This window comes from Paenibacillus sp. J22P59 (assembly GCF_059383895.1).
This window is the reverse complement of the sequence record NZ_JBXENX010000006.1, coordinates 269,965-290,872: the sequence shown is the minus strand read 5'-3', so window position 1 is coordinate 290,872 and position 20,908 is coordinate 269,965. Positions and strand designations below refer to the sequence as shown.

19 protein-coding genes are annotated in these 20,908 nt (G+C 44.8%); 6 read left to right on the top strand and 13 right to left on the bottom strand.

Going from position 1 to position 20,908, the window contains the following annotated elements:
* Positions 1–35 precede the first annotated feature (35 nt).
* The 3 genes from AC50YO_RS12820 to AC50YO_RS12810 all read right to left on the bottom strand — a co-directional run bounded on the left by AC50YO_RS12820 (position 36) and on the right by AC50YO_RS12810 (position 3,252).
* Entirely contained in the window at positions 36–1,025 is a 990-nt protein-coding gene (locus AC50YO_RS12820; protein ID WP_494847350.1) for a copper amine oxidase N-terminal domain-containing protein, read from the bottom strand.
* Positions 1,026–1,386: 361 nt separating this feature from the next.
* Complete coding sequence (locus AC50YO_RS12815) at positions 1,387–2,364, bottom strand: phosphotransferase enzyme family protein (RefSeq protein WP_494847348.1); 978 nt, start codon at positions 2,362–2,364, stop codon at positions 1,387–1,389.
* Positions 2,365–3,252 carry an effector binding domain-containing protein gene (locus AC50YO_RS12810; protein ID WP_494847346.1) on the bottom strand — a complete coding sequence of 296 codons (888 nt, stop codon included), beginning with the start codon at positions 3,250–3,252 and terminating at the stop codon, positions 2,365–2,367.
* A 539-nt stretch (positions 3,253–3,791) separates the two neighbouring features.
* Between AC50YO_RS12810 and AC50YO_RS12805 the strand changes: the two genes are divergently transcribed.
* Both AC50YO_RS12805 and AC50YO_RS12800 read left to right on the top strand, forming a co-directional pair.
* Complete coding sequence (locus AC50YO_RS12805) at positions 3,792–5,300, top strand: sensor histidine kinase (protein WP_494847345.1); 1,509 nt, start codon at positions 3,792–3,794, stop codon at positions 5,298–5,300.
* A complete protein-coding gene (locus AC50YO_RS12800; protein ID WP_494847343.1) occupies positions 5,297–6,007 on the top strand; it encodes a response regulator in 711 nt (236 codons plus the stop codon). The genes AC50YO_RS12805 and AC50YO_RS12800 overlap by 4 nt, the downstream gene beginning before the upstream one ends.
* Before the next feature lie 95 nt (positions 6,008–6,102).
* Here AC50YO_RS12800 and AC50YO_RS12795 read toward each other — a convergent pair whose 3' ends face one another.
* The 6 genes from AC50YO_RS12795 to AC50YO_RS12770 form a co-directional block, all read right to left on the bottom strand.
* Positions 6,103–7,161 (bottom strand): aliphatic sulfonate ABC transporter substrate-binding protein, encoded by a 1,059-nt coding sequence (locus AC50YO_RS12795; protein WP_494847339.1) that lies wholly within the window; start codon positions 7,159–7,161, stop codon positions 6,103–6,105.
* 56 nt (positions 7,162–7,217) lie between these two features.
* Positions 7,218–8,057, bottom strand: a complete 840-nt coding sequence (locus AC50YO_RS12790) for an ABC transporter ATP-binding protein (RefSeq protein ID WP_494847338.1) — start codon at positions 8,055–8,057, stop codon at positions 7,218–7,220.
* Positions 8,033–8,794 (bottom strand): ABC transporter permease, encoded by a 762-nt coding sequence (locus AC50YO_RS12785; RefSeq protein ID WP_494847336.1) that lies wholly within the window; start codon positions 8,792–8,794, stop codon positions 8,033–8,035. Before AC50YO_RS12785 ends, AC50YO_RS12790 begins: the two co-directional genes overlap by 25 nt.
* Positions 8,795–8,829: 35 nt before the next feature.
* Complete coding sequence (locus AC50YO_RS12780) at positions 8,830–10,290, bottom strand: sulfatase family protein (protein WP_494847333.1); 1,461 nt, start codon at positions 10,288–10,290, stop codon at positions 8,830–8,832.
* 764 nt (positions 10,291–11,054) lie between these two features.
* Positions 11,055–11,456 (bottom strand): VOC family protein, encoded by a 402-nt coding sequence (locus tag AC50YO_RS12775; RefSeq protein ID WP_494847329.1) that lies wholly within the window; start codon positions 11,454–11,456, stop codon positions 11,055–11,057.
* A 14-nt stretch (positions 11,457–11,470) separates the two neighbouring features.
* Positions 11,471–12,352, bottom strand: coding sequence for a helix-turn-helix transcriptional regulator (locus tag AC50YO_RS12770; RefSeq protein ID WP_494847327.1), 882 nt, complete (start codon positions 12,350–12,352; stop codon positions 11,471–11,473).
* Between the two features lie 94 nt (positions 12,353–12,446).
* On the opposite strand from AC50YO_RS12770, the gene AC50YO_RS12765 reads away from it, so the two are divergent.
* The 3 genes from AC50YO_RS12765 to AC50YO_RS12755 all read left to right on the top strand — a co-directional run bounded on the left by AC50YO_RS12765 (position 12,447) and on the right by AC50YO_RS12755 (position 15,312).
* Positions 12,447–12,971, top strand: coding sequence for a dihydrofolate reductase family protein (locus AC50YO_RS12765; RefSeq protein ID WP_494847326.1), 525 nt, complete (start codon positions 12,447–12,449; stop codon positions 12,969–12,971).
* 630 nt (positions 12,972–13,601) lie between these two features.
* A complete protein-coding gene (locus tag AC50YO_RS12760) occupies positions 13,602–14,636 on the top strand; it encodes an ABC transporter permease (protein ID WP_494847324.1) in 1,035 nt (344 codons plus the stop codon).
* A 1-nt stretch (position 14,637) separates the two neighbouring features.
* Entirely contained in the window at positions 14,638–15,312 is a 675-nt protein-coding gene (locus AC50YO_RS12755; protein ID WP_494847322.1) for an ABC transporter ATP-binding protein, read from the top strand.
* Between the two features lie 98 nt (positions 15,313–15,410).
* Here the strand turns inward: AC50YO_RS12755 and AC50YO_RS12750 are convergent, their stop codons facing one another.
* The 4 genes from AC50YO_RS12750 to AC50YO_RS12735 all read right to left on the bottom strand — a co-directional run bounded on the left by AC50YO_RS12750 (position 15,411) and on the right by AC50YO_RS12735 (position 19,867).
* Complete coding sequence (locus tag AC50YO_RS12750) at positions 15,411–16,016, bottom strand: response regulator transcription factor (RefSeq protein WP_494847320.1); 606 nt, start codon at positions 16,014–16,016, stop codon at positions 15,411–15,413.
* Positions 16,013–17,140 (bottom strand): sensor histidine kinase, encoded by a 1,128-nt coding sequence (locus AC50YO_RS12745; RefSeq protein WP_494847318.1) that lies wholly within the window; start codon positions 17,138–17,140, stop codon positions 16,013–16,015. Before AC50YO_RS12745 ends, AC50YO_RS12750 begins: the two co-directional genes overlap by 4 nt.
* 13 nt (positions 17,141–17,153) lie before the next feature.
* Positions 17,154–18,287 carry a DUF418 domain-containing protein gene (locus tag AC50YO_RS12740; protein ID WP_494847316.1) on the bottom strand — a complete coding sequence of 378 codons (1,134 nt, stop codon included), beginning with the start codon at positions 18,285–18,287 and terminating at the stop codon, positions 17,154–17,156.
* Between the two features lie 227 nt (positions 18,288–18,514).
* Complete coding sequence (locus AC50YO_RS12735; protein WP_494847572.1) at positions 18,515–19,867, bottom strand: MATE family efflux transporter; 1,353 nt, start codon at positions 19,865–19,867, stop codon at positions 18,515–18,517.
* A 142-nt stretch (positions 19,868–20,009) separates the two neighbouring features.
* Between AC50YO_RS12735 and AC50YO_RS12730 the strand changes: the two genes are divergently transcribed.
* On the top strand, positions 20,010–20,699 hold the full coding sequence (locus AC50YO_RS12730; protein WP_494847313.1) for a TetR/AcrR family transcriptional regulator: 690 nt from the start codon (positions 20,010–20,012) through the stop codon (positions 20,697–20,699).
* Positions 20,700–20,908 lie beyond the last annotated feature (209 nt).

Below are 20,908 nucleotides of genomic sequence, written 5' to 3'. Positions count from 1 at the left end.
TACGTCTCAAACATAAAGCTATTCAATCTGTTTGATTACCATTGGAACATTCTAGCGAAATCAAAACCTTCGTACTTTTCATTTTTTCGGCCATTATCATATTTGGTGAACACAGCATAATCTCCAAGTCTAGTAGATGCTGTTGAATTAAGATGAAATTCCGTTAATGTGGTTAATGCCTCTTTATTAGGATTCGTGTCATCTCTAGCCATAATCATAAAAGTTACGTAATAATATTTAACCTTTTCTTTCTTCGTGAGTGTAAAAAAGATTTCTTCATCAAATGAATCTATAGAAATTTCTCTTGTATAAGGATCTAAGTCGATTACATCAAGATTCAAAACTTTGTAATTTAAAAATCTAGCCATCCCTGAAATTTCAGAAGAAACACTAATATCAATTATCCAATAATGATCCTTGGGAAGAGCAGGATAAGTACCTCTAATGACAGGATTGCCCTCCTCCTTTAAAAACGTAATATTATTAGCCAGCTTCAATAAAAACTCTTTGGATTTCTCATAGGTCATTCTGCCGGACTTATCTAGGTCAGTCACTGTGTTGACGGAAATCCCGTCATACAAGACGGTCTCTCCCTCTTCTACAATTGACACTGTACTAGAAGCTGCGTCCCAGGACACACTCGCCCACAAAGCTTCTGATACATAACGAACTGGCACATAGATTCTATCGTCCTTCATAATTGCTGCTGTGTCCATTTGCTTAGTGGCACCATTCAGGAGATACTCTGTTTGCCCAATAGTGAGCGTAAGATTGGCATTTCCCAATACGAACGTTGCCGTCTCCGTTGCCTTGTTCCACGTTGTTGATGCGCCCAGCGCATCTGCTATAAATCTAGAGGGTACCAATATCCTCCCATTGGAATCCATGAAGGGCTGCGCATCTGGAAACACCAATTCCTGACCGTTCACGAACACGTGAAGCTGCCTTTCCTCTGCGGACACATAGGTTGATGACAGGGTTGATAAAGTAAATATAGTTATTAGTATCAGTGCAATTCTTCTCATTATGTAATATCCTCCAATTAAGTATATTAATTACTGTAGCAATTTAAATATTCGAGCAAATAAGCAGTCAATGCCGCAGTATGGACAGTATTCTTTTCAAAAAACTAAATGAGCCCCTCATAAAGCTCAAGTAAAGATACAGCTCGAACTCAGCAGCATCCAGATCGTGATTAACGTAATGCGTCCACATCGAGCCAGCATGACAGGTATTTGCTCCTCTTTTCATCATTACAATAATCATTACTGCTAATGCCATTACTCATACATAATATATTACTTATAATAACAATAGTTAACAATAAGAAAAATAACCACCCTCTTGTAGAATTACAAGAAGACGGTTATATCGAGATTGTATAATTTATTCCCAATAGGGAGTCCCTTCAAAGAGAAACGATTCCTTCGATGCAAAACGCTTGAACTCTCGACTTGCGAGCTTATCAAGATGGGTAGGCAGCCAATCCAAGACATCAGGAAGCCCAAGCCAGAAATGGATCGTCCCGAGTTGTCCAGCAACAAAAAAGGCTTCCAGCAGTTCTACATAATTAAGGGGTAACGGAAACTGCTTGGCGTATGCTTCAAGCAAGGGTCCTCTAAGTGCAGGGTGTATATAGGAAAAAGTCCATCCGAGATCCGATAAATAATAACCTTCACTGCATGCACCAAAATCAATAGGCCTTACCTCATCGTTATAAAATAAAAAATTGGGTGGAATGATATCCGCATGAATCATGCCCCACCGATCAGGTTTTTTTTCTAGAGAATCTATCCTCGTAAGCATCTGCCTGCCAGCGGCAATAAGTACTTCTGTACTGCTTTGTTTCAGAGTGCCATTCTCCGCAAGCTCAGTGAACCGCTCCAGTGTCTTCACAATCTCCGTTCCATCCCAGCGGGGACGCGAGAAGCTTTCCGGCATCGCCCACTTGGATGAATGTCTATGCAATTGCCCCATCATGTCTCCGATCTTGCGGACATCCTCTACATTATCAATCATAGATTTCTGCTCGCCCTCCACCCACCCGAGAAGCGTACACTTGAGATCCCCAAGCTCAGTCACCCATTCTAGTTGCCTATTCCGATAGGGCACGGGCACCGCCACATCCGTATATGTGGACAAAGCATTCAGCCAAACCATCTCCGACTCAATAACTTTACTGTCCGTCCAAATACGATCGAGTGTATCACTTTTGGATACATGCAGCCTTAGACTATAGCTGTTATTCGCTGTATCCGTCACTTTATATATCGTATTAGCACTCTGTCCGATAGGGTCAATCGAACGAAGCTCAATCTGATAGTGTCTCAGAGCTTCCAGCGCAATGGCTTTATCATTGTTCATTTACTTCTCCTTCCTGCTTACGGGTATCCATACCTCATAGGAATAGTCAATTCTCTGATTATCAGTCCACAAATATTTCTCTATACATGGCCCATCGCTCTGTTCAAAATAAACAGAAGGAAACCACTCTGAATAAATTCTTCTCCACAGGTTGCTGATAGCCAAGCCGTCTGGCATAACTCCTCTGCCTTCAAATACAGCCCAGGTGAGCGCTGGAATTTCTAATCTGCTGAAGGTCGGCGGGATAGCTTGGTCGGCAGCCTTAGTAGCTTCACATCCCATCATGTACGTCAGAGTGCCATCCTCGCTCGGATTACAATAATACCCATGGAGCAAGCTCTTCCCACTATTACCAGCAATTCTATTGATCTGCTCATGTGTTCCATCCTCATAGATTTCCTTAATGAAGGCAGGAATCTCTCTATAGCATGCACCATTACTGGTTGAAGTGGCGAAGGCTATCCCAAAAACCTCGAACGCCGCTTCTTCCTTGATTCGATAAATCACTTCACTCTCCCCCTTCATAGATATTTGGAAGGAGATTCTCGGGAAAGCTTTAAACTTCACGTCCTGCTTCTTCGAAGCCGCTGGTGTTATGCCATGCAACCTATAAAAAGCCTTTGAGAAAGCTGCCGCACTCTCATAGCCATATTTAATAGAGACGTCAATAACTTTCCGGTCCGTTGCAGCCAGCTCTTCTGCCGCTAATGTAAGCCTGCGGTTCCTGATGTACTCTGATACAGTAAATCCCGTTAGAGCATGGAAGGTCCGTTGAAAATGATAGCGGGAAAAGTAAGCCTCTTTAGCAATAAGAGTCACGTCCAGCCTGCCTTCCAAATTACGCTCTATATATTCAATTGCATCATGAAGCAGCTTATAAACTTCCAATATCGATTCTCCTCTTCACGTAATATACATGAACCAAGTTGAACGAACCTGTTCTTTTGTGCTTTTATTTGTCTAATTACTAATGCGAAAGGATAACAAGGTTAACATTTAGCCTGCATAATAAGCTCGTGTAAAGCCAGCCCATTATTGCATGCAGCTTGAATTCGGTTCGCTTTGCTCATTCTCAGAAAGTGGCCTCTACTGATTTAGTTAGTAGAAGATTAACGAAACTCCGTTCCCCCTCCAATTATCCTTCTTTCAAAAAGTTTACGCATCCCCCGTTCCGTTATTTGCACAAAAACACCCTGTCATGTCCCTTTAACATGGCAATATCCGATCACTAATCAGCTATTTCTTGTAAATGGGCTCATACTTCACAATTAGCAGAAATCTTTTTTCCTATAGCTAGTCTCCATCCCTGTTAAATTACGCCCTGCCTCCTAAAAAACAATCAAATGGTTTGTGTGCGATCAAGCATTTTATAGAAAAATACACTATAATAAAAGAAACGACGGAAATCGAAAAAGCAAGGAGACAACATGACTATACTTCTGATTTTTCTTATTTTGGCAGCGGTTACATTATTCATTGCGAAGGCTCGCAACCCTTCTGCTTATTGGATGGCCTTCGTCCTTGTAGGCTGGTTCCTGAGCATGTTCGGCCTGATCCTGTTCATTGCCAAATACGGAGGCTTCTACTACCGGGTGAATATCGTGTTGTTCTTCAACGATACCATTCGCAATCTGCTGCTGAATGCCCCAATTAAAATTGAAGGGATCAGCCGAATTATTACAATCGGCCGCTCCCTCTTTATTTTCAGCCTAATTGGACTATCGGTCTCTCTACTGACTTATCGGCCTTTCTGGCGGAATTGGAAGTTTCATTTGATCAGCTTTATTCCCGCCCTTGCGAACCTTATTTTCTATGATCCTATTGTTTATAAAAGAGCACTCACGGTAATCGAACGCCATCACACGTATACAATCGGGTGGATTACACGCGGCTGGGTCGTCCTATCCGCCTTAACTGCAATCTTCCTTATGATCTGGAAATACCGTACGATCACGATTCCATGGGTCAAGCGCCAAAGCGCCTTCATCATTCTCGGTGTTCTTTCTCTTGCATTATTTTATTTCTATCTCGGATTCATGGGCCCGCTGCAAGTGTTCGACGTTCGCACCTTCTACGTGCTGTATTCGGACTTCTCGAACTTCAATCCGCCTCTCACTCTATCCGGATGGTACATTAGCATTGGGCTGACTGGAATATTGTCTCTCATCAGCATCTATGCCGTATGGCGTTATACCGAGATCGAATTCAAAATGGGCAAGGAGGACCTTCTCCTGAAGCGGAAGCTGGATACAGCCAATATGGGCGCACAGGTGTTCACTCATGCGGTTAAGAATCAGCTTATTATGCTTCAACTATTAGTAAGGCAAGCTACTGATGCTGTCCAAGCCGGAGAGAGCTCAAGCACGATTGGAGCCCCGCTGGCAAAAGCCGATGAAATCGTGGGTGCAACGCTCGGGCGGCTGGACCAGTTGTACAAATCGTTCAAGACCAATCAGTTGCAGCTCAAGCCGCAACTGATTCATACTATAATTGAGCATTCGCTTGACCGTATTAAGCCTGTACAGAAGCATGTTAAAATCAGTACAGAACTGCCCGATCCGTCAACGATGATTCTAGCTGATTTCATTCCGATATCGGAGGCGCTGTACAATTTGCTAATCAATGCCATAGAAGCTATTGGAGCAGAAACCGATGGCGCTATCCAGGTCGTCGTGTATACGGAGGATCACTGGGTCATTATCAAGATCATCGACAACGGTCCTGGCATTCCCTCGCCCATGATTGACACGATCTTCGATCCGTTCATTACGAATAAGAACACTACCCGCAACTGGGGCGTAGGCCTGTCCTATGTGAAATATATTGTGCTTGCACATTATGGGCGCATTCATGTAGACAGTAAGCCGGATCTTGGAACGTCATTCCAAATTATCATTCCAATGTACGAACTAAATACAGATCCAAGGAAAAGGTGAGGGACATCAAAGAGCTCATTCGAATTATTGTAGCAGAGGATATGGATGTATTAAGAGAGCATTTCTGCAAGCTCATAAGGCAGGAGCAGGACATGTCCCTCATTGGACAAGCGGCAAGCGGCAAAGAGGTGCTTCAGCTCATCGCCGAGCTTGGCCCGCCTGATATTATACTGATGGACATCGAAATGGACGTCAAGCATGACGGCATTATGACTGCCAAGAAGGTACTGGAGCAATATCCAGATGCCAAGATTATTTTTCTGACCGTGCATGAGGATGAGGAGACCGTATTCAGCGCATTCGATACAGGTGCAGTTGACTATGTATTGAAGACGAGTACGAGCGAGGCTATTATTCAAAGCATTCGCTCAGCCCGCTCCGGGCTCGTACAGGTTCGCCCAGAGGTCGCCTACAAAATCAAAAATGAATTCTCACGGATTCGCCGCAATCAGGAGGCGCTAATGGCAGCAACCTTGTTGCTCTCGCAAATGACTCCTTCTGAGCTTGCGGTGCTCAATCTGCTGCTCAAGGATATGAAGATTGCTCAGATTGCCAAGGAACGGCAAGTAGAGCTTTCCACGATCAAGTCCCAGATCAATATGATTCTTAAAAAATTTGATAAGAAAAGAACCAAAGAGGTGACTGCACTTCTGCGCGAGCTGAATGTCGTCTCCTTTATCCAAAGCAGGCTTGGCGGAGGAAGCTAAGCTATCGCTCGATCATCTATAGGTTCCTGCCCTGAAAAACAAAGAAGCTGCCTGGCGGTCATCAGACCTTGCCAGACAGCTTCTTCTTATTCCTCTTATTCTTGTGCCGCTTTCAGAGCTGGCTCAGTCGTCAAGAAATTAGCGGATGGAACAGCTTTATCCAATTTCTCGTTCATGACGAACAGCTTTTGCAAATTATCATACCATTTAATGGCCGTACCATCGTTGAATACTTCCACCATTCTTGCATTGTCAATCCAGTCTATGGAGTCCAGCTCTTGCTTCAAGCTATCCTCAGGAACTTGTGTATATTCGGCAGTAAGCTTAACCGCTTCGTCAATATTGTTGATTTTGTATTCTGTAACCTTCGCCATTGCCTTCATGAACTTCTCAACCAGTTCCGGCTTTTCTTTCAAGAATTTCGGGCTCGCAACCCAAGCTGACGGAAAGCTGTATTCCGGGTAAAAGCTGCTGTTGTCGCCAAGCTTGATCATATTCTCTTTGCCGACTTGCTTCTCAATCTCTGTCGTGTATGGCGACCAGATCGCAACCGCATCGACTTTATTCGCGACATAAGCCGTAACTGCTCCTGCAACATCCATATTAATGATATTAACATCCTTCGCAGTCAAGCCCGCGCTTTCAAGACCAAGGTTAAGCACCATCTCGCCTGAAGTCCCTTTTGGAACACCGATCGTTTTGCCCTTCAGATCCTTCCATTCCTTAATGCCGGATTTCTTCGTTGCAAATACCATGTCGCTTTTGCCAAGGCTAACCAGACCAATAATGTTGCCTTGTCCTTGTGCAGACAAGAAGGTTGCTCCCGGTCCGATGTAGGCAATATCAATATCGCCGGATGCCATCGCTTGGAATTCAGGAGGGCCGCTCAGGAATTTCACGGCATTCATCTTAATGCCTTCTTCTTCAAAGAAGCCCTTCTCTTCGCCGATTGCGATCGGTGCGGCTCCTCCCATGTTCGGCATATACGCGAAGTTGATTTTCTCTAATTTGACTTCGGTATTGCTCTCCGGGTTTTTAACCGTAGAATTTGGTTCGTTGTTGCCCCCTGCCCCGCAAGCGCTAAGCAAAAGGGTCATGCTGAGTACTACCGCGGCCACCGAACGTTTTGGGAAAGATCTGAAGCTGTTCATCATAGATAAAGCCCCCCTAATCATATATGTGTTCCAAGCTGCTGCTAGGTTGAAACCGACTATTTGGATACTTCCAGATACTCCCGATACACCTTGGACCAAATTTCGTTCTTAATCTCAATGAAGCGCTCATCCAGCTTAGTAGACTGATCCCGCGGATAAGGAATGTCGACATCAATAATTTCTTTAATTCGACCAGGACGGGCACTCATAATGATAACACGCTGGGCCAGAATAACTGCCTCATCTACGTCATGAGTAATGAAGAAGCAGGTTTTCTTTTCCTTCTGCCACGTTTTGAGCAGTTCCTCTTGCAATTGGGCTCTCGTCTGAGCATCCAAGGCCCCGAACGGTTCATCCATCAGCAGAACCTCCGGTTCAACGGCATACGCTCTAGCGATAGCTACACGCTGCTTCATCCCCCCTGAGAGCTCCTTCGGATAGGCATTGGCGAAGTCCTTGAGACCAACAAGATCCAAATAATGCATCGCTTTTTCTCTGCGCTCCTGCTTGTTCAAGCCGCGCAGCTTGAGTCCGAACTCAACATTCTTGATAACGGTCTTCCAAGGGAACAGCGCGTATTGCTGGAAGACAACGCCCCGTTCCTTGCCCGGCCCCTTGACCTCCACGCCTTCCACCTTAACGGAGCCTGAGGTGGATTCCTCCAGCCCGCCAATGATGTTCAGTAAGGTCGTTTTGCCGCAGCCGCTAGGACCGACAACACAAACAAATTCATTATTTTTGATCGTCAGATTCGTATTCTGAAGCGCTATAGTGTCGCCATTGCGCGTTTTGTACACCTTGTTCAAGTCTTTAATCTCAATTTTGTTATGCGTATCTTCCACTGACGTCTGTGGTCGGTTGCTAACCTTAATTAGTTCTGCCGTATTTCCTGCCATCCTGTCAGTCTCCTCTCCAGAAACAGTACGAATTTATCCATTGCGAGGCCGATAATGCCAATAACTACGATACCAAGAATAACAACATCCATGCGGAAATAAAGGCTTGCTTCCATAATCATATTGCCAAGACCTTTATTCGCGCCTGTCAGCTCTGCTGCCACGAGTGTAGTCCACGCTGCTGCCAGCCCAAGGCGTACACCAACAAGAATATAAGGGAAGGATGCGGGCACGATTACTTCCAAGAAAATATCTCTATCTCTTGCGCCAAGCACTCTTGCTGCCCGAATCAAGGTTGGATCGACGTTACGAACCCCTTGGAAAATCGAAATGACCATGACGAGAAAGGTTGCTACGAAAATAACAGAGATTTTTGCAGATTCTCCAACACCCTGCGATACGATAACGAGCGGAATCAGGGCAATCGGCGGAATCGTCCGGAAGAACTGAATCCATGGATCGAAGATAGAACGAACGAGCGAATACCAAGCCATTAAGAAAGCAACGGGTATCGCGAACAATAAGCCTAATGAGAAGCCGCCAAGGACACGAAGCAGACTAGTGGATACGTTGGTCCACATCCGGCCGCTCTCCACTTCTTTCATAAAGCTGCTTACTACTTTGCCTGGTGTTGTTAAGATCGCTCCAACCGAAGGTATGGAGGAAAGCAGATACCAGATCGCAATACCCAAAACGATGGATATTACGGTCAGCAGCCAGCCTGGGATTTTTTTCATGATGCCAATCTCCTTCTTAGTTGCTTATTATTGATCTAACCGTCATACGCCGGTTGCAAAGCCTCTGATTTGTACTTGCTGCGGAGAACAGCTGCTTCTTCCTTCGCGCCGTTACGCTCCAGCTTGCGAATCCAATCATCCGCGCTCAAATATTTCCAAGGGCCAGTCTCCAATACTTTTTGCATAGGATCAACCTTGTAATCAGGCTTGCTCGCTTGCTGATGCTGCCATTCTGATAAGCGATGATCCATTTCCTTCACGATCTCTGGATATTGATCCGCAACATTATGAAGCTGATTCGGATCGTTCTCCATATCGTACAAGGTGACAGGCTCGAAATTCAGATACAAGCCTTGATGGTAGGTGCGAATGAAATACCATTTCTCATCACGTACAGCACGCTGGCAGACATAGAGGGCATGATCCATAACTAAATAATCTCGGCCCTGCCAATGCTCACCCTTCAATGCTGGCAGGAACGATTGCCCGTCCCATCCCGATGGAATGTCCAAACCTAGCATATCTGTAATGGTAGCAATAACGTCGACGTTGTATACGAAGCCATCTACCTTAACCCCCGGCTGTGTTACGCCTGGTGCTTTTATAATTAACGGAATATGATGAACCGCTTCAGTTGCTGTTGGATGCTCAATGTAGATCCCTTGCTCCCCCATCGATTCCGCATGGTCTGCACTAATGATGAAGCAAACTTCATCTTCAATGCCAAGCTCACGCAGCGTTTCGAGCAGCTCGCCTACATATTTGTCCATGTAATTAATGCCGCCATCATACCCGTCGATTACATGCTTATAGTCTTCGCGATTCGCAATCTGTCCTGGCATCGTCGCTGGATATTTATCTCCCCAATGCAGGAATTTAGCGGATCGAGGGAAGCTGTCCTTCTGCTGCGCGGCAATGGTCGCCTCATCCGGGAAGTCTTTAACCGGTGAATCCTTCCACTGCTCCATATATTCAATCGGATAAGTGTAGAACGTATGCGGGTCCCAATATTGAATATGCAGGAAATAATCTTCTTCCTTGCCATGCTGCTTGAGCCACGGAATGACCGCTGCGTTCACTTCATCTGCATTTTCATTGCCTTCTTTGAGGGAATGCGTATGCACTTCGTTCCAGCCTGCGAAATACCACCAAGCATGATGCCTGTCACCGAAGGACGAGAAGGTTACCGATTTATAGCCTGCCTTGCGGATATGCCTAGTAAAGAAAGGAACCTCCTCACTATGCCCATCACCATCCGGGTAATAGAACTCACCGCCTGGTCCCCAGTGGGTAAGCGCGCCGTGATGAATGCCGAAGCGGCCGGACATGAAGCTTGCTCTCGAAGGCACGCATGGCGATGAAGCAGTATAGCAATTATTGAATATCATGCCTTGTGCGGCAATTTTATCGATATTTGGTGTAGTTGGTCGATTGTATCCGTAACAGCTCATATGATCTGGGCGAAGTGAGTCGATATCTAAGTATATAATTCTCATGTTATGTTTCCTCCCGTGTCTGTATCTGTATTTGCTGATCTGTTACCATTGTAGGACGAATCTTAGCAAAAAATAAGGTTGAACATTTTTCAACCTTTTTTGGTACCGCTGTCATTTGATCCTTTTTCCAATTACTCAGAATGAGTATGATATATGAAAACGCTACCCGTTAACTTTCATTACATCTTTATTCGATTCATGTTAAGCTTCTACAGCAGATTATTCAAGAAAAAGAGTTTCTCCAAAAGGTTAGACCTCAGCGAGGAGATCCTATCAAATACGCAAAAGAACCTTCAAAACCACTATGAAAGTGGATATGAAGGTTCTTCTGCACCCGAATAGTACGTGATATGAACTTCCCTGAGATGACTTTCAGAACAGCCCCTACATCAATGTTGTAAAGGCACAGCATTCCTCTATTTTTCGCTTTCCTGCTGTAATAGATTCAATAGAGGAACGGGATTCCGCTATCTCAAGAAATCAAAGCTCAAACTAACTAATTTTCAAAAATAACGGAACCTTGAGCCTCTATTTTTCTAGAACATGCACGAACCAAGTCTATAACGGAATGCTGTTCCGCTAAGGCTGCTGAGAAAGCCTCGAACCTTCAAAACCACTATGAAAGTGGAGCTAAGAGTTCTTCTTTCACCCGAATAGTATGTGATAAGTAGTTCATGAATCCCCCACAGATGACTTTTGGAACAACACCAAACAGTGGAAAATACCAGCTTCGATTGCTAGATATGTTTTTAATCATCTATGCCTCATTGTTGACAAATCATTAGCTTATTGCCGTCCGGATCTTTAATCACGAACCACTCGCCATGCTCCATCCCAGTAACGACCTCTATGCCAAGTTCGTTCACGTAATCAAGAGAATGCTGTACATCTTCGGTTAAAAGCATAAAGGCGGGAGTCACGATAGGCGGCACTCCGCCTGGCATGTCTCCTCCCCACAGCGGCATCGTATCCAGAATGATTCCGGCTCCTTCCATAGGCAACGGACATAGATGGCCCATAATAATGTCGTAGTCAGTCTCTTTTAACCCGAGAAGCCTGCAGTACCAACTGCGAGCTCTCTCTATATCCCGTACTGGGATAAAAATGCTGCCAACTTTATTTTTGATCGGACTTGTACGATCTGAAGCTTGTTGTCCTTCATCCATACACTTTCCCCTCCCTATTCATACTGGCTCAAGCTGTTCTCCAGCAGCTTCACTAATGCTTCTTGTAATTGCTGAGGGCCGATAACCTTCACTTCAGGACCATACGAGAGCAGTCTCCGTGCCACAAAAGGGAACTCCTCTGGCGGAACCTGTCCATGCCATTCATTATGAACAATTGGCTTGAAGTGCGGCTCCGATTGAGCAAGCCTTGCTCCAAAGTCACTAAACTGCAATACCACTTCTACAGTCGCCCTGTTGTCCTTTGCCTTTAGCCAATCCTTCAAGGTTGGAATGGATTCATCTGAACGATCAAGCATATCCAGTTGGCGCATCCGATCGGTTCGATAGAGCAGCACCTTTCCCTGTTGCTTGGCAGGCATGTACCAATAGCCTTGTTCATAATAAATGCCGAGCGGATAGGCTTCCACCTTCTTGGTCCCATTACGAGCTGAATACGTAAAGGCAACCTCGCTTTTCTCCATTGCCGCACTTAATATCTTCGTTGTCATTGGCTCCGGCTGCACCGAATGCGATTGAATAAAAGCAATATGCTCTCGCAGGCCAATAATCGAATCTTGTACATCGCCAGGAAGGCTGGAGAAGTACTGCTCAGCCAGGTGATCCCGAATCAAGCCATAAGGAAAGTCAGGGACCTTCTCCAAATATTCCAGCATCATAAATAACCCGAATGCCTCATGCTGAGCCAGTTGAAGCGGAGGCAATATTCGGTTTGGCAATACCCGGTAACCCCCGTTCGCGCCCACCTCTGTATAGAGAGGAAAGCCCATCTGCTGTAATTTTTCCAGATCCCGCTGAATGGTACGCACCGATACCTGATACCTCTCGGCCAGCTCTCGGGCTGTACATTTCTTCCTCGAATCTAATAACCTCATCATACTAAGCATTCGACTATTCATTTATTTCACCTAACTACGTCATAGTTTGTCGTAATTATAGGGTATCATATTTCATAGAAAGGAGCGATACACAATGAAGAAGAATAAAGTCGTGCTGTACATCGCTATGAGCTTGGATGGTTATATTGCAAGACTTGACGGCTCGGTGGATTGGCTATTCGATGTTGAGGGGGATGGGGATAACGGCTATAGTGAATTTTATAACACAGTAGGATCAGTTGTAATGGGCCGCCTTACGTATGACGAAGTGCTGCTGCTATCAGATGAATTCATTTATGCAGGCAAGCCATGCTACGTGTTGTCCAGATCGGAGCATGCTCCTGCGCCGCATGTTGTGTTCACGGATGAGACAATCCGTATGCTTATCCCCCGATTAAAGCAAACATCAGAAGGTGACGTTTGGCTCGTCGGAGGCGGACAGCTTGTATCGGCTTTTCTGGAATCTGAATTATTAGATGAGCTTTATATCGCAATCATCCCGAAAGTACTTGGAGAAGGCATCCCGCTATTCCCTCAAGGAACTCCACCCAATACCTTCCGTCTAACCCATATGAAACCAAGCGGACAAATCGTGATGCTAAGCTACAAGGTAAAGTAAGGCTTAACGAATAACTACGGTACATCCTGACCATAAGAAGATACGAAAAAGCCACTCCAACAGCGGAGTGGCTTAATTTCTTAAATCGTGAACAAATATGATTACACTTGTACCAAATAAAAGGATCGAAATGCCAAGGCATAATATAACCGTATTTAAAGAATGATCCAGAGATATCAGTACGAACTGCCCTATCGTAAACAATAAACAAATAAGCGGAAAACAAATAACGAATTTGATATTATCTTTTGTTTCCCGTTTAATACAAATCGTTAGCACGAACGCTGTGATTATTGGGATAGGAAGAGAGGTTATCAGATGATAGAGCCTATATCCATCGTCTGGGCTTGAGGCTGATCCTAAAAAAATAAAAATATCCAGATATAAATAAATTAAAAACCCCATAGCTCCTACTAATAATGAATGAGATGCAAGTTTCAATATAAAATTCACAGCTTTCATTTCTATTAATCCCCTTCAAAAGCATCATTATTCCATTTCCGGATTAAGTATAGCACAGTGTTGGATGGCTCAAGCTATTATTACTTCCTTTCTTGTAACGTTCCGTTCACGCTCCATTCATACTACGTACCTATACTCAGGGTGTAGAGACGAAAGGGAGGCACCGTGATGAATATGGCATGGAAAGAAATCAAAAAAAGCAAAGCAAAATTTATCATTTTAGGCTCGATTATTTTTCTCGTTAGTTTTTTAACCTTTATCATATCGGGATTGGCTAATGGGCTGTCTCAAGATAATGCAGCCTTAATCAAGGATCTTCCTGCTGGCCACTTCTATATGAATGAGGATGCCAATGAGACATACAATCTCTCTAGGATAGACGGAAGTGTGCAGGATAAGCTCTTGCAAGGCAATAAGGATGCAGCGGCATTATCCATTCAGATGGGCTTCGTGAATGATGCAGCAGACAAACAGCATAGTGTTGCTTTTGTCACATCTACCGATTCCGAATCATTCGAGAAAGTCGGACCAGGAGAAATCATCTTGGATCGTTCGTTGGAAGAGGACGGCATTAAGGTTGGAGATATTCTAACGAACAACCAGTTTAGCGGAGAGTTCAAAGTGATTGGCTTCGCGGATCAAAAGAAATACAGTCATGCGCCTGTCGCTTTTATCGACATGGATAACTACAAAGAAATGTACCGTGTGAATGAAATGCAATTAGTATTCATTCCCGGAGAAGATCAGCCGCAGAAGGTTGCAGGATTGCAAGCCTTCTCCAACAAGCAATTTCTCGGCACAATCGCCAGCTACAGCGCTGAGCAGATGTCCCTTAATATGATTATCTGGTTCTTAGTCGCTATCAGCGGCATGCTGTTCGCAATTTTCTTCTATATGATGAATGTTCAGAAAATTGGATTATACGGCATATTGAAAGCGATCGGGGTGAGAACGAGTACTTTATTCCGCATGATGTGGTCTCAAATGCTCTTCATCACCGCAATCGCACTGGTATTATCTATCGCACTCAGTCAGGGCTTCAATCTTATTGCGCCTGAGGGCATGCCTTTCAGCCTCACGCTTGCGACAACCATTCAATTGTCGATTCTATTCTTAGTCATTGGTTTTGTCGGCGCCACCCTCTCTGGCATTCAGATCAAAAAGGTCGAGCCGCTGCAAGCCATACAGCAAGGAGACATCTAATATGACAACCTTCATGATACAGGAAGTAACCAAGACATTCACCAACGGCCAGGTCGAAGAGCAAGTATTGAACGGAATTAACCTTTCGTTGCAGGAAGGCGAAATTACAGCTCTCGTAGGAGCCTCCGGTTCAGGAAAAAGCACGCTCCTTACCATTGCAGCCGGCCTTCAACGCGCATCTGGCGGGAAGGTAGTGTTCGAGGGGAACAATATGACCGACATGACGCAGGAGGAAATCCGAAAAATACGGGCAGAAAAGTTCGGCTTTATTTTTCAATCCTCTCATCTCGTTCCTTTCCTTACTGTAGAGGATCAGCTCCTGCTGATGCTTGACGTAGCCGAGTCCAAGATGAATAAACAGGAACAAAAGAAGGAAGTACTAAAGATACTTCAATTGGTCGGGATGGATCATCGTAAAGAAGCTTTTCCCGCCTCCCTGTCAGGCGGAGAGAAGCAGCGTGTTGCTATCGCTCGCGCCATTATCCATAAGCCCAAAATTTTGTTCGCGGATGAGCCTACAGCCAGCCTCGATTCGAAGAAATCACGGGAGGTCATGACGCTCATCAGAGACTTGACCAAAAGCTTGCACATTACTACCCTCGTAGTCACCCATGATGAGGAAATGCTCTCCTACGCGGATCACATCATTACGATGAAAGACGGATTAATCGTATAAGCTGCGAATCACTACAGACGCATACTACAATCCCCTATGGCCAGCACGAAGTTCATGCTCTTGCGAACTTGCTGCCATAGGGAATTTTTTTCTCAAAGCTAGATCCATCCTTTATCCGTTGCAATAGTTACAGCCTGCTGCCGAGAGTCTGCTTCAAGCTTCTGGATACTCGAAGATAAATAATTGCGCACTGTCCCTTGTGTCAGGAAAAGCGCCTTGCTGATCTCGCTTGTCGTCAAGCCGTCTTTGGCAAGCCGCAATACTTCTGTCTCCCTTTCGCTCAATGGGCTTGCCGCTTTCATAAAGAGTGCAGCTGCCAGATCCATGCTGATCATCCGCTCGCCCTTCATGACTTTGCGTATGGATTCAATTAGGTAGTCGATCGGCTCATCCTTAAGCAAGTATCCGTCTACTTGAGCATCCATGGCCAGCTGCAAATAGCCGGGACGGGCGAATGTCGTAACAATTATAATTCTACACGGAAGGCTGCTGCTTCTTATTTTCTTAGCCAGCTCAAGGCCGCTTATGAAAGGCATCTCAATATCGAGCAAGCATACGTCTGGCTGCTCCTTTTGAATGAGCTCCCAAGCCTTTTGCCCATCCGATGCTTCTGCCACCACCTCAATATCTGGTTCGAATTGCAATAAAGAGGTGAATGCACCTCGCAGCATTTGCTGATCCTCTGCTATAACGACTCGTATCATGAATTAGAACCTTCCTTCTCTTGTTGACGTACGGGGAGCTTGATCGTGACATTCGTCCCACCTGCAGCCGAATTGCTCACGCTTGCCGTACCTTGCAGAGCCTGCATCCTCTCTTTTATCGACTGAATTCCATTCCCATTCTTAATCGGAATCTCTATGCCCATTCCATCATCTACGATTTGTATAGAATAGAAATAGTCTCTCGTTTCCTGCTTGATGGTGCAGCGCTTGGCTTGGCTATGCTTGATCATATTAGTCGTAGCTTCACGAATACACAGAGCGAGCATCGTCTCCTCCACGCTGGATAATAACGGAGGAGCATCCTTCTTCACGAATTCCAGCTCGATCCCTGCTGTATGCAGCAGCGATTTGGAATGCTCCAGTTCACTTTCCAACGAAATAAACTTCATGTCAGAGACCAGCTCTCTCACTTGCTTCAACGCCGTTCTCGTCGTTTCCAGTATATCCTTCAGCTCTTCCTTTGCTCGAGGCACGTCTCTATCAATTAAACGAGTGGTCAATTCACTTTTCATTTTGATCATGGTCAAGGTCTGTCCAAGTGTATCATGCAGATCCCTTGCTATACGTTGTCTTTCTTCCTGTTTAATATACATTTTGATTTGTTCATTCGCCGCATCCAGCTCACCCTGTAAGTTCTTTGCTTTTTCCTTAATATGAATCACTATCGGATAAATCAATTGCAGAATCATGACGGGCAGCAATACGGTATGCTCCGGCTCGAACACATAGCCTGTGGTCTTCCATAGTACAAAAGCAAACATGAGGGCAATAGCTGCAATCGCAATACCGATATAAAGCCTAGATTTCGCCCTTCCAATTAAATCAGCAAATATAAATCCAAATAGCAGGATGGAAGAGCCGACATATGCACCCAGCAGGGCTAGCAGGAAAAATCCCATTAGAGCAGCTGCTAACAAACGCCAATCTCTATACCATAGCCCAATATAGTGTGCCACCAGCAAAAGCAGGGTCAGAGAAAGATTTCCCCAAAAGCCAAACCCGGAATCTGAACGCAGTACGACATAAAATAAAAACACGATAGATATGACGTCCATCAGCAAATATTGCTTGATTTGGTCCCTTGGGTATATCCTATTGATCATTACAGCCTCCAGTTCAAAATTTGGATAAGGCTTGTGTTATTCGCGTTCGGATCAGCTCTAATGGACCAATCTTGAACGCCTTCATCCATATCGTCGCCAATCCAATTTGCAATAGTGACATCAACAGCCATATTCCTATAATCGACAAGGAATTCAGTTGCCCTCCAAGTCCAAAGCCCCAGCCGTAGAATAGAATAGAAGCTATTATATTTTGCATGACATAGCAAGACAGAGACATTTTCCCCACTTGCTCAACGCGCTTCCAGAGCCAATTCCACTTCATGTATTCTATCATTCTTCCAATTAACGAGATATAACCAAGCGATACTAAAGGGGCAAATAAATAACGCACCGGCAAATCCCAAGCGCCACCAGGAATAAATATCAATAAATTCAAAGGCAGCCCGATATAGATCCCTATTCTGAAAAGCTTGTCACGCTGCTTCCTGCCATTCTCATCAGGTGAAAAGACACCTGCACGCATCAGGCGTACACCAAGTAAAAACAAAAAGGTATTCATAAATACAAGGAAGATCGCTTCACCCCTTAACAGGAGGAAATGGGCAAGACGATACTGTATTTGCTGCAGCCAGCTTCCATCTTGGTATAAAGCAACAATTTGAGCGAAGCTGCCGAGTGACATATTGGCACCGAGCAAGGCCCCTGCTAATACGAATAAAATAATTGCAGCATGAATGCTTCCAACGATTATCATCACTCTAGCAATCAGCCGATCTCCGCCTTTGAGAATGAAGGCGGTAATGATCGCTGTTGCCCCATAACTCATCAAGATGTCGTACTCCATCACCAGCATGTAATGAATGAAGCCTTCCAGCATCAAGAAGGCTGCTGTCCATAGATAGACTTTGGGCCATGCCCTCCCCAGCCGCACAGACTGTTGATACTTCAGCTCCAGGCCAACTCCGAACATAATGGTTAACAATCCGAGCATTTTGCCATTCACAAGAAATAATACGAGCATTCTAAGCAAGTCATCCAGACTCCACCAGCCTGAATAAGCAGATGTAGTGATATAAGATAAGTCCCCCAAGTATGCAAATATCCAGATGTTTGTACCCAATGTCCCCATTACAGCAATCCCTCGCAGTATATCGAGCAAGCGAATCCTTTGTTTAGTTCCCTCCATTATTTTCACCCTTCTCTAATAAAGTTTGTAACTTTATGATAGCTCTGAAAAGAAGGAGGAAATATTCACACCTATAAGAAAAAAATTATGACAGGTGTCATAACTTTCTCGCCACTCCCAAAAGAAGCCCGCTATATAGATATCTCGGTGGGGTTATCTGCAAAAAAAAGAAGGCAGCCCAAAAGCTATAAGCTTCAAGGGTACCCTCTTTCTTGCGGTATATATTTTTACTGGACCAAACTATCCAAATCCGGCTGCAATTTTTTCCGCAGAACATATAGCATGATCGCACCAACAAGGAACGCGACTGCATCCGCAATAACGAGCGACCAGACCACCCCATGGAAGCCATTCATTCGGTTAGCGATATACAGTACAGGAATTAGAGTAATTCCTTGAATAACTGACATAATAAATGCAGCAGTTCCTTGTGCTGTTGCTTGGAAGATCCCTACGAACAGCGAGGTCATTCCTGTAATGAATAAGGATAAGAACGTCACATGCAGGATGTAGCTGCCCATTTCAATTAATTGTGGATCATTCGTAAATAAGCCAATTAAGTGGTCGGAAATCAGATAGACAATAACACCGAACACGACTGCTAATGCCACAATCGTTTTGATCGTGAATCCAATGGTATGCTTCATGCGCAATTTATTCGCTGTAAACGAAAAAGCAATCAACGGCACGACTCCCTCACATAAGCCCATCAGAATAAATTCAGGAAATTGCAATAAACGTGATGAAATTCCGAACCCTGCTACGGCTTGATCGCCATACTCAACAAGATAATGGTTCAAGATGAGCGACATTGCGCCCAAGAAGATACTCATAATAAAGACGGGAACCCCGATTTTGAATACATTGCTTAGAATTTCTTTGGTAGCCTTAAACCATTTTATAGAGACCGTTAAGAATTCGCTCTTATACCCAATATGAAAAGCATAGTATGCACTCGCAACTAAGTTAGAAATGACTGTAGCAGACGCAACGCCGATCACGTCCCAATGGAACACGAAGATGACTAACGCATCGAGAATAATATTGACGACTACACTGAGAATCATACCGATCATCGACGTGATTGCCGCCCCCTCCGAGCGCACGATATTTTCCAGCGTGAAGAATAATACGACAATGGGTGAACCAATAAGCATGACCGTAACATAGTCTTTGGTGAATCCGAAGGATTCGGGCGTTGCCCCCAGGCCATGAACGATTAGATTAATCAACGGCAGACCAACGGCCATCACGATCAGACCGAAGACTAAACTGCTGTAAAAGGCGAATGAAGACACATGCTTTAGATCATCATATTTCTTCTCTCCAAGCAAACGGGAGATGAATGTACCGCTGCCTATGCCAATCAAGTTGCCCAGCGCCATAATTACTGCGAATAACGGCAGCGTTAGTGCGAGTGCGGTCAGCATAGCTGTATTGTGGAGGGTACCAAGGAAAAAGGCATTCAAGATGGAATAGATGACACTCATCGACGTGCCTAGCATCATCGGTATAGCGAAGTGAGCTACGGCTTTGGCGACCGGTGCTTTTTCAAAGTAGTGGAGGTTTTCTGCATCCATGCGGATCACTTCTTTCTTCATTATATATTTTGGCTTTCAATCTAACGGTGTTAGGTTGTGCCTTACAGTGTTAGATGATATCATGAACCTAAGAAGCTGTAAAGTATAAACTTACACTGTTAGATAAAAGGGCGGATAACGGATGAAAAAACAGCAGCCTCAGATTTCGGAGGATAAAATATTTGAAGCCTCGTGGGAGCTTCTTGGAGAGGAAGGCATCGAGAAATTCAGCATGAGGCGATTGGCCGACCGGCTGGGGATTCAGGCTCCTTCTCTTTACTGGTATTTCAAGAGCAAGCAGAATCTCTACCAGCGATTAGCCAATCAGGTATCCAAAATAATTCTGGAGGAGTTCAGCTCCGAGGGAGATTGGAAGCAGCAGCTGACGGGACTTGCGGTAACCGTACGGAGTGTGCTCAGCAGGTACCCCTGCTCCACGCAGCTTATGATGATGACACTGCCCCACGAACCGGACATCATCCGCTTTACGAACCGTATGCTCCTCTGCGTGGAAGTGACGCCGCTTGAGCAGGATCAGAAAATGCAAGTAGTGACTACGCTCGTGAACTATGTCTTCTACTTCGTCCTAGACGATTATCAGCATGAGCGTAATGTCTCCGCTATCCTTAAAGACAAGGGAGCGCCTCCGGGTGAGGAGATGGTTCACCTTCTGGATTCCATGAGCGAGACGGAAGCAGGATTGTTTCGGAGGATGTTCAAAAACGGGCTGTTCGAGCTGATGGGGACAGACGGAGCATTTGAGTTCGGATTGAAGCTGATTTTACTGGGGATTGAACAGATCATAAAGGAGCAAGATAGCTCACATACCTGATGATCCTCTAGTTCTCTAGTGAGGCATTTTCACTATTGGATGAGGCTATTGTGGCTGAAAAGCATTTTCTACGAGGTTAATCGAGGATTAGCGTCTCAAAGGTTCCTAGTGGGGATGATTGGTTTCTCAATAGTGAGCCCAGCTTCACTATCTCATTGTTCTATCGGTTATAGCGTGGAATAAAGTAAAGTGGTTCACCAAATAGAGAA

Excerpts from the sequence above, each read along its gene's own strand:
- AC50YO_RS12820 (WP_494847350.1), bottom strand. The coding sequence starts at position 1,025 with ATGAGAAGAATTGCACTGATACTAATAACTATATTTACTTTATCAACC.
- AC50YO_RS12815 (WP_494847348.1), bottom strand. The coding sequence starts at position 2,364 with ATGAACAATGATAAAGCCATTGCGCTGGAAGCTCTGAGACACTATCAG.
- AC50YO_RS12805 (WP_494847345.1), top strand. The coding sequence starts at position 3,792 with ATGACTATACTTCTGATTTTTCTTATTTTGGCAGCGGTTACATTATTC.
- AC50YO_RS12795 (WP_494847339.1), bottom strand. The coding sequence starts at position 7,161 with ATGATGAACAGCTTCAGATCTTTCCCAAAACGTTCGGTGGCCGCGGTA.
- AC50YO_RS12790 (WP_494847338.1), bottom strand. The coding sequence starts at position 8,057 with ATGGCAGGAAATACGGCAGAACTAATTAAGGTTAGCAACCGACCACAG.
- AC50YO_RS12785 (WP_494847336.1), bottom strand. The coding sequence starts at position 8,794 with ATGAAAAAAATCCCAGGCTGGCTGCTGACCGTAATATCCATCGTTTTG.
- AC50YO_RS12780 (WP_494847333.1), bottom strand. The coding sequence starts at position 10,290 with ATGAGAATTATATACTTAGATATCGACTCACTTCGCCCAGATCATATG.
- AC50YO_RS12775 (WP_494847329.1), bottom strand. The coding sequence starts at position 11,456 with ATGGATGAAGGACAACAAGCTTCAGATCGTACAAGTCCGATCAAAAAT.
- AC50YO_RS12770 (WP_494847327.1), bottom strand. The coding sequence starts at position 12,352 with ATGATGAGGTTATTAGATTCGAGGAAGAAATGTACAGCCCGAGAGCTG.
- AC50YO_RS12765 (WP_494847326.1), top strand. The coding sequence starts at position 12,447 with ATGAAGAAGAATAAAGTCGTGCTGTACATCGCTATGAGCTTGGATGGT.
- AC50YO_RS12760 (WP_494847324.1), top strand. The coding sequence starts at position 13,602 with ATGAATATGGCATGGAAAGAAATCAAAAAAAGCAAAGCAAAATTTATC.
- AC50YO_RS12755 (WP_494847322.1), top strand. The coding sequence starts at position 14,638 with ATGACAACCTTCATGATACAGGAAGTAACCAAGACATTCACCAACGGC.
- AC50YO_RS12750 (WP_494847320.1), bottom strand. The coding sequence starts at position 16,016 with ATGATACGAGTCGTTATAGCAGAGGATCAGCAAATGCTGCGAGGTGCA.
- AC50YO_RS12745 (WP_494847318.1), bottom strand. The coding sequence starts at position 17,140 with ATGATCAATAGGATATACCCAAGGGACCAAATCAAGCAATATTTGCTG.
- AC50YO_RS12740 (WP_494847316.1), bottom strand. The coding sequence starts at position 18,287 with ATGGAGGGAACTAAACAAAGGATTCGCTTGCTCGATATACTGCGAGGG.
- AC50YO_RS12735 (WP_494847572.1), bottom strand. The coding sequence starts at position 19,867 with ATGGATGCAGAAAACCTCCACTACTTTGAAAAAGCACCGGTCGCCAAA.
- AC50YO_RS12730 (WP_494847313.1), top strand. The coding sequence starts at position 20,010 with ATGAAAAAACAGCAGCCTCAGATTTCGGAGGATAAAATATTTGAAGCC.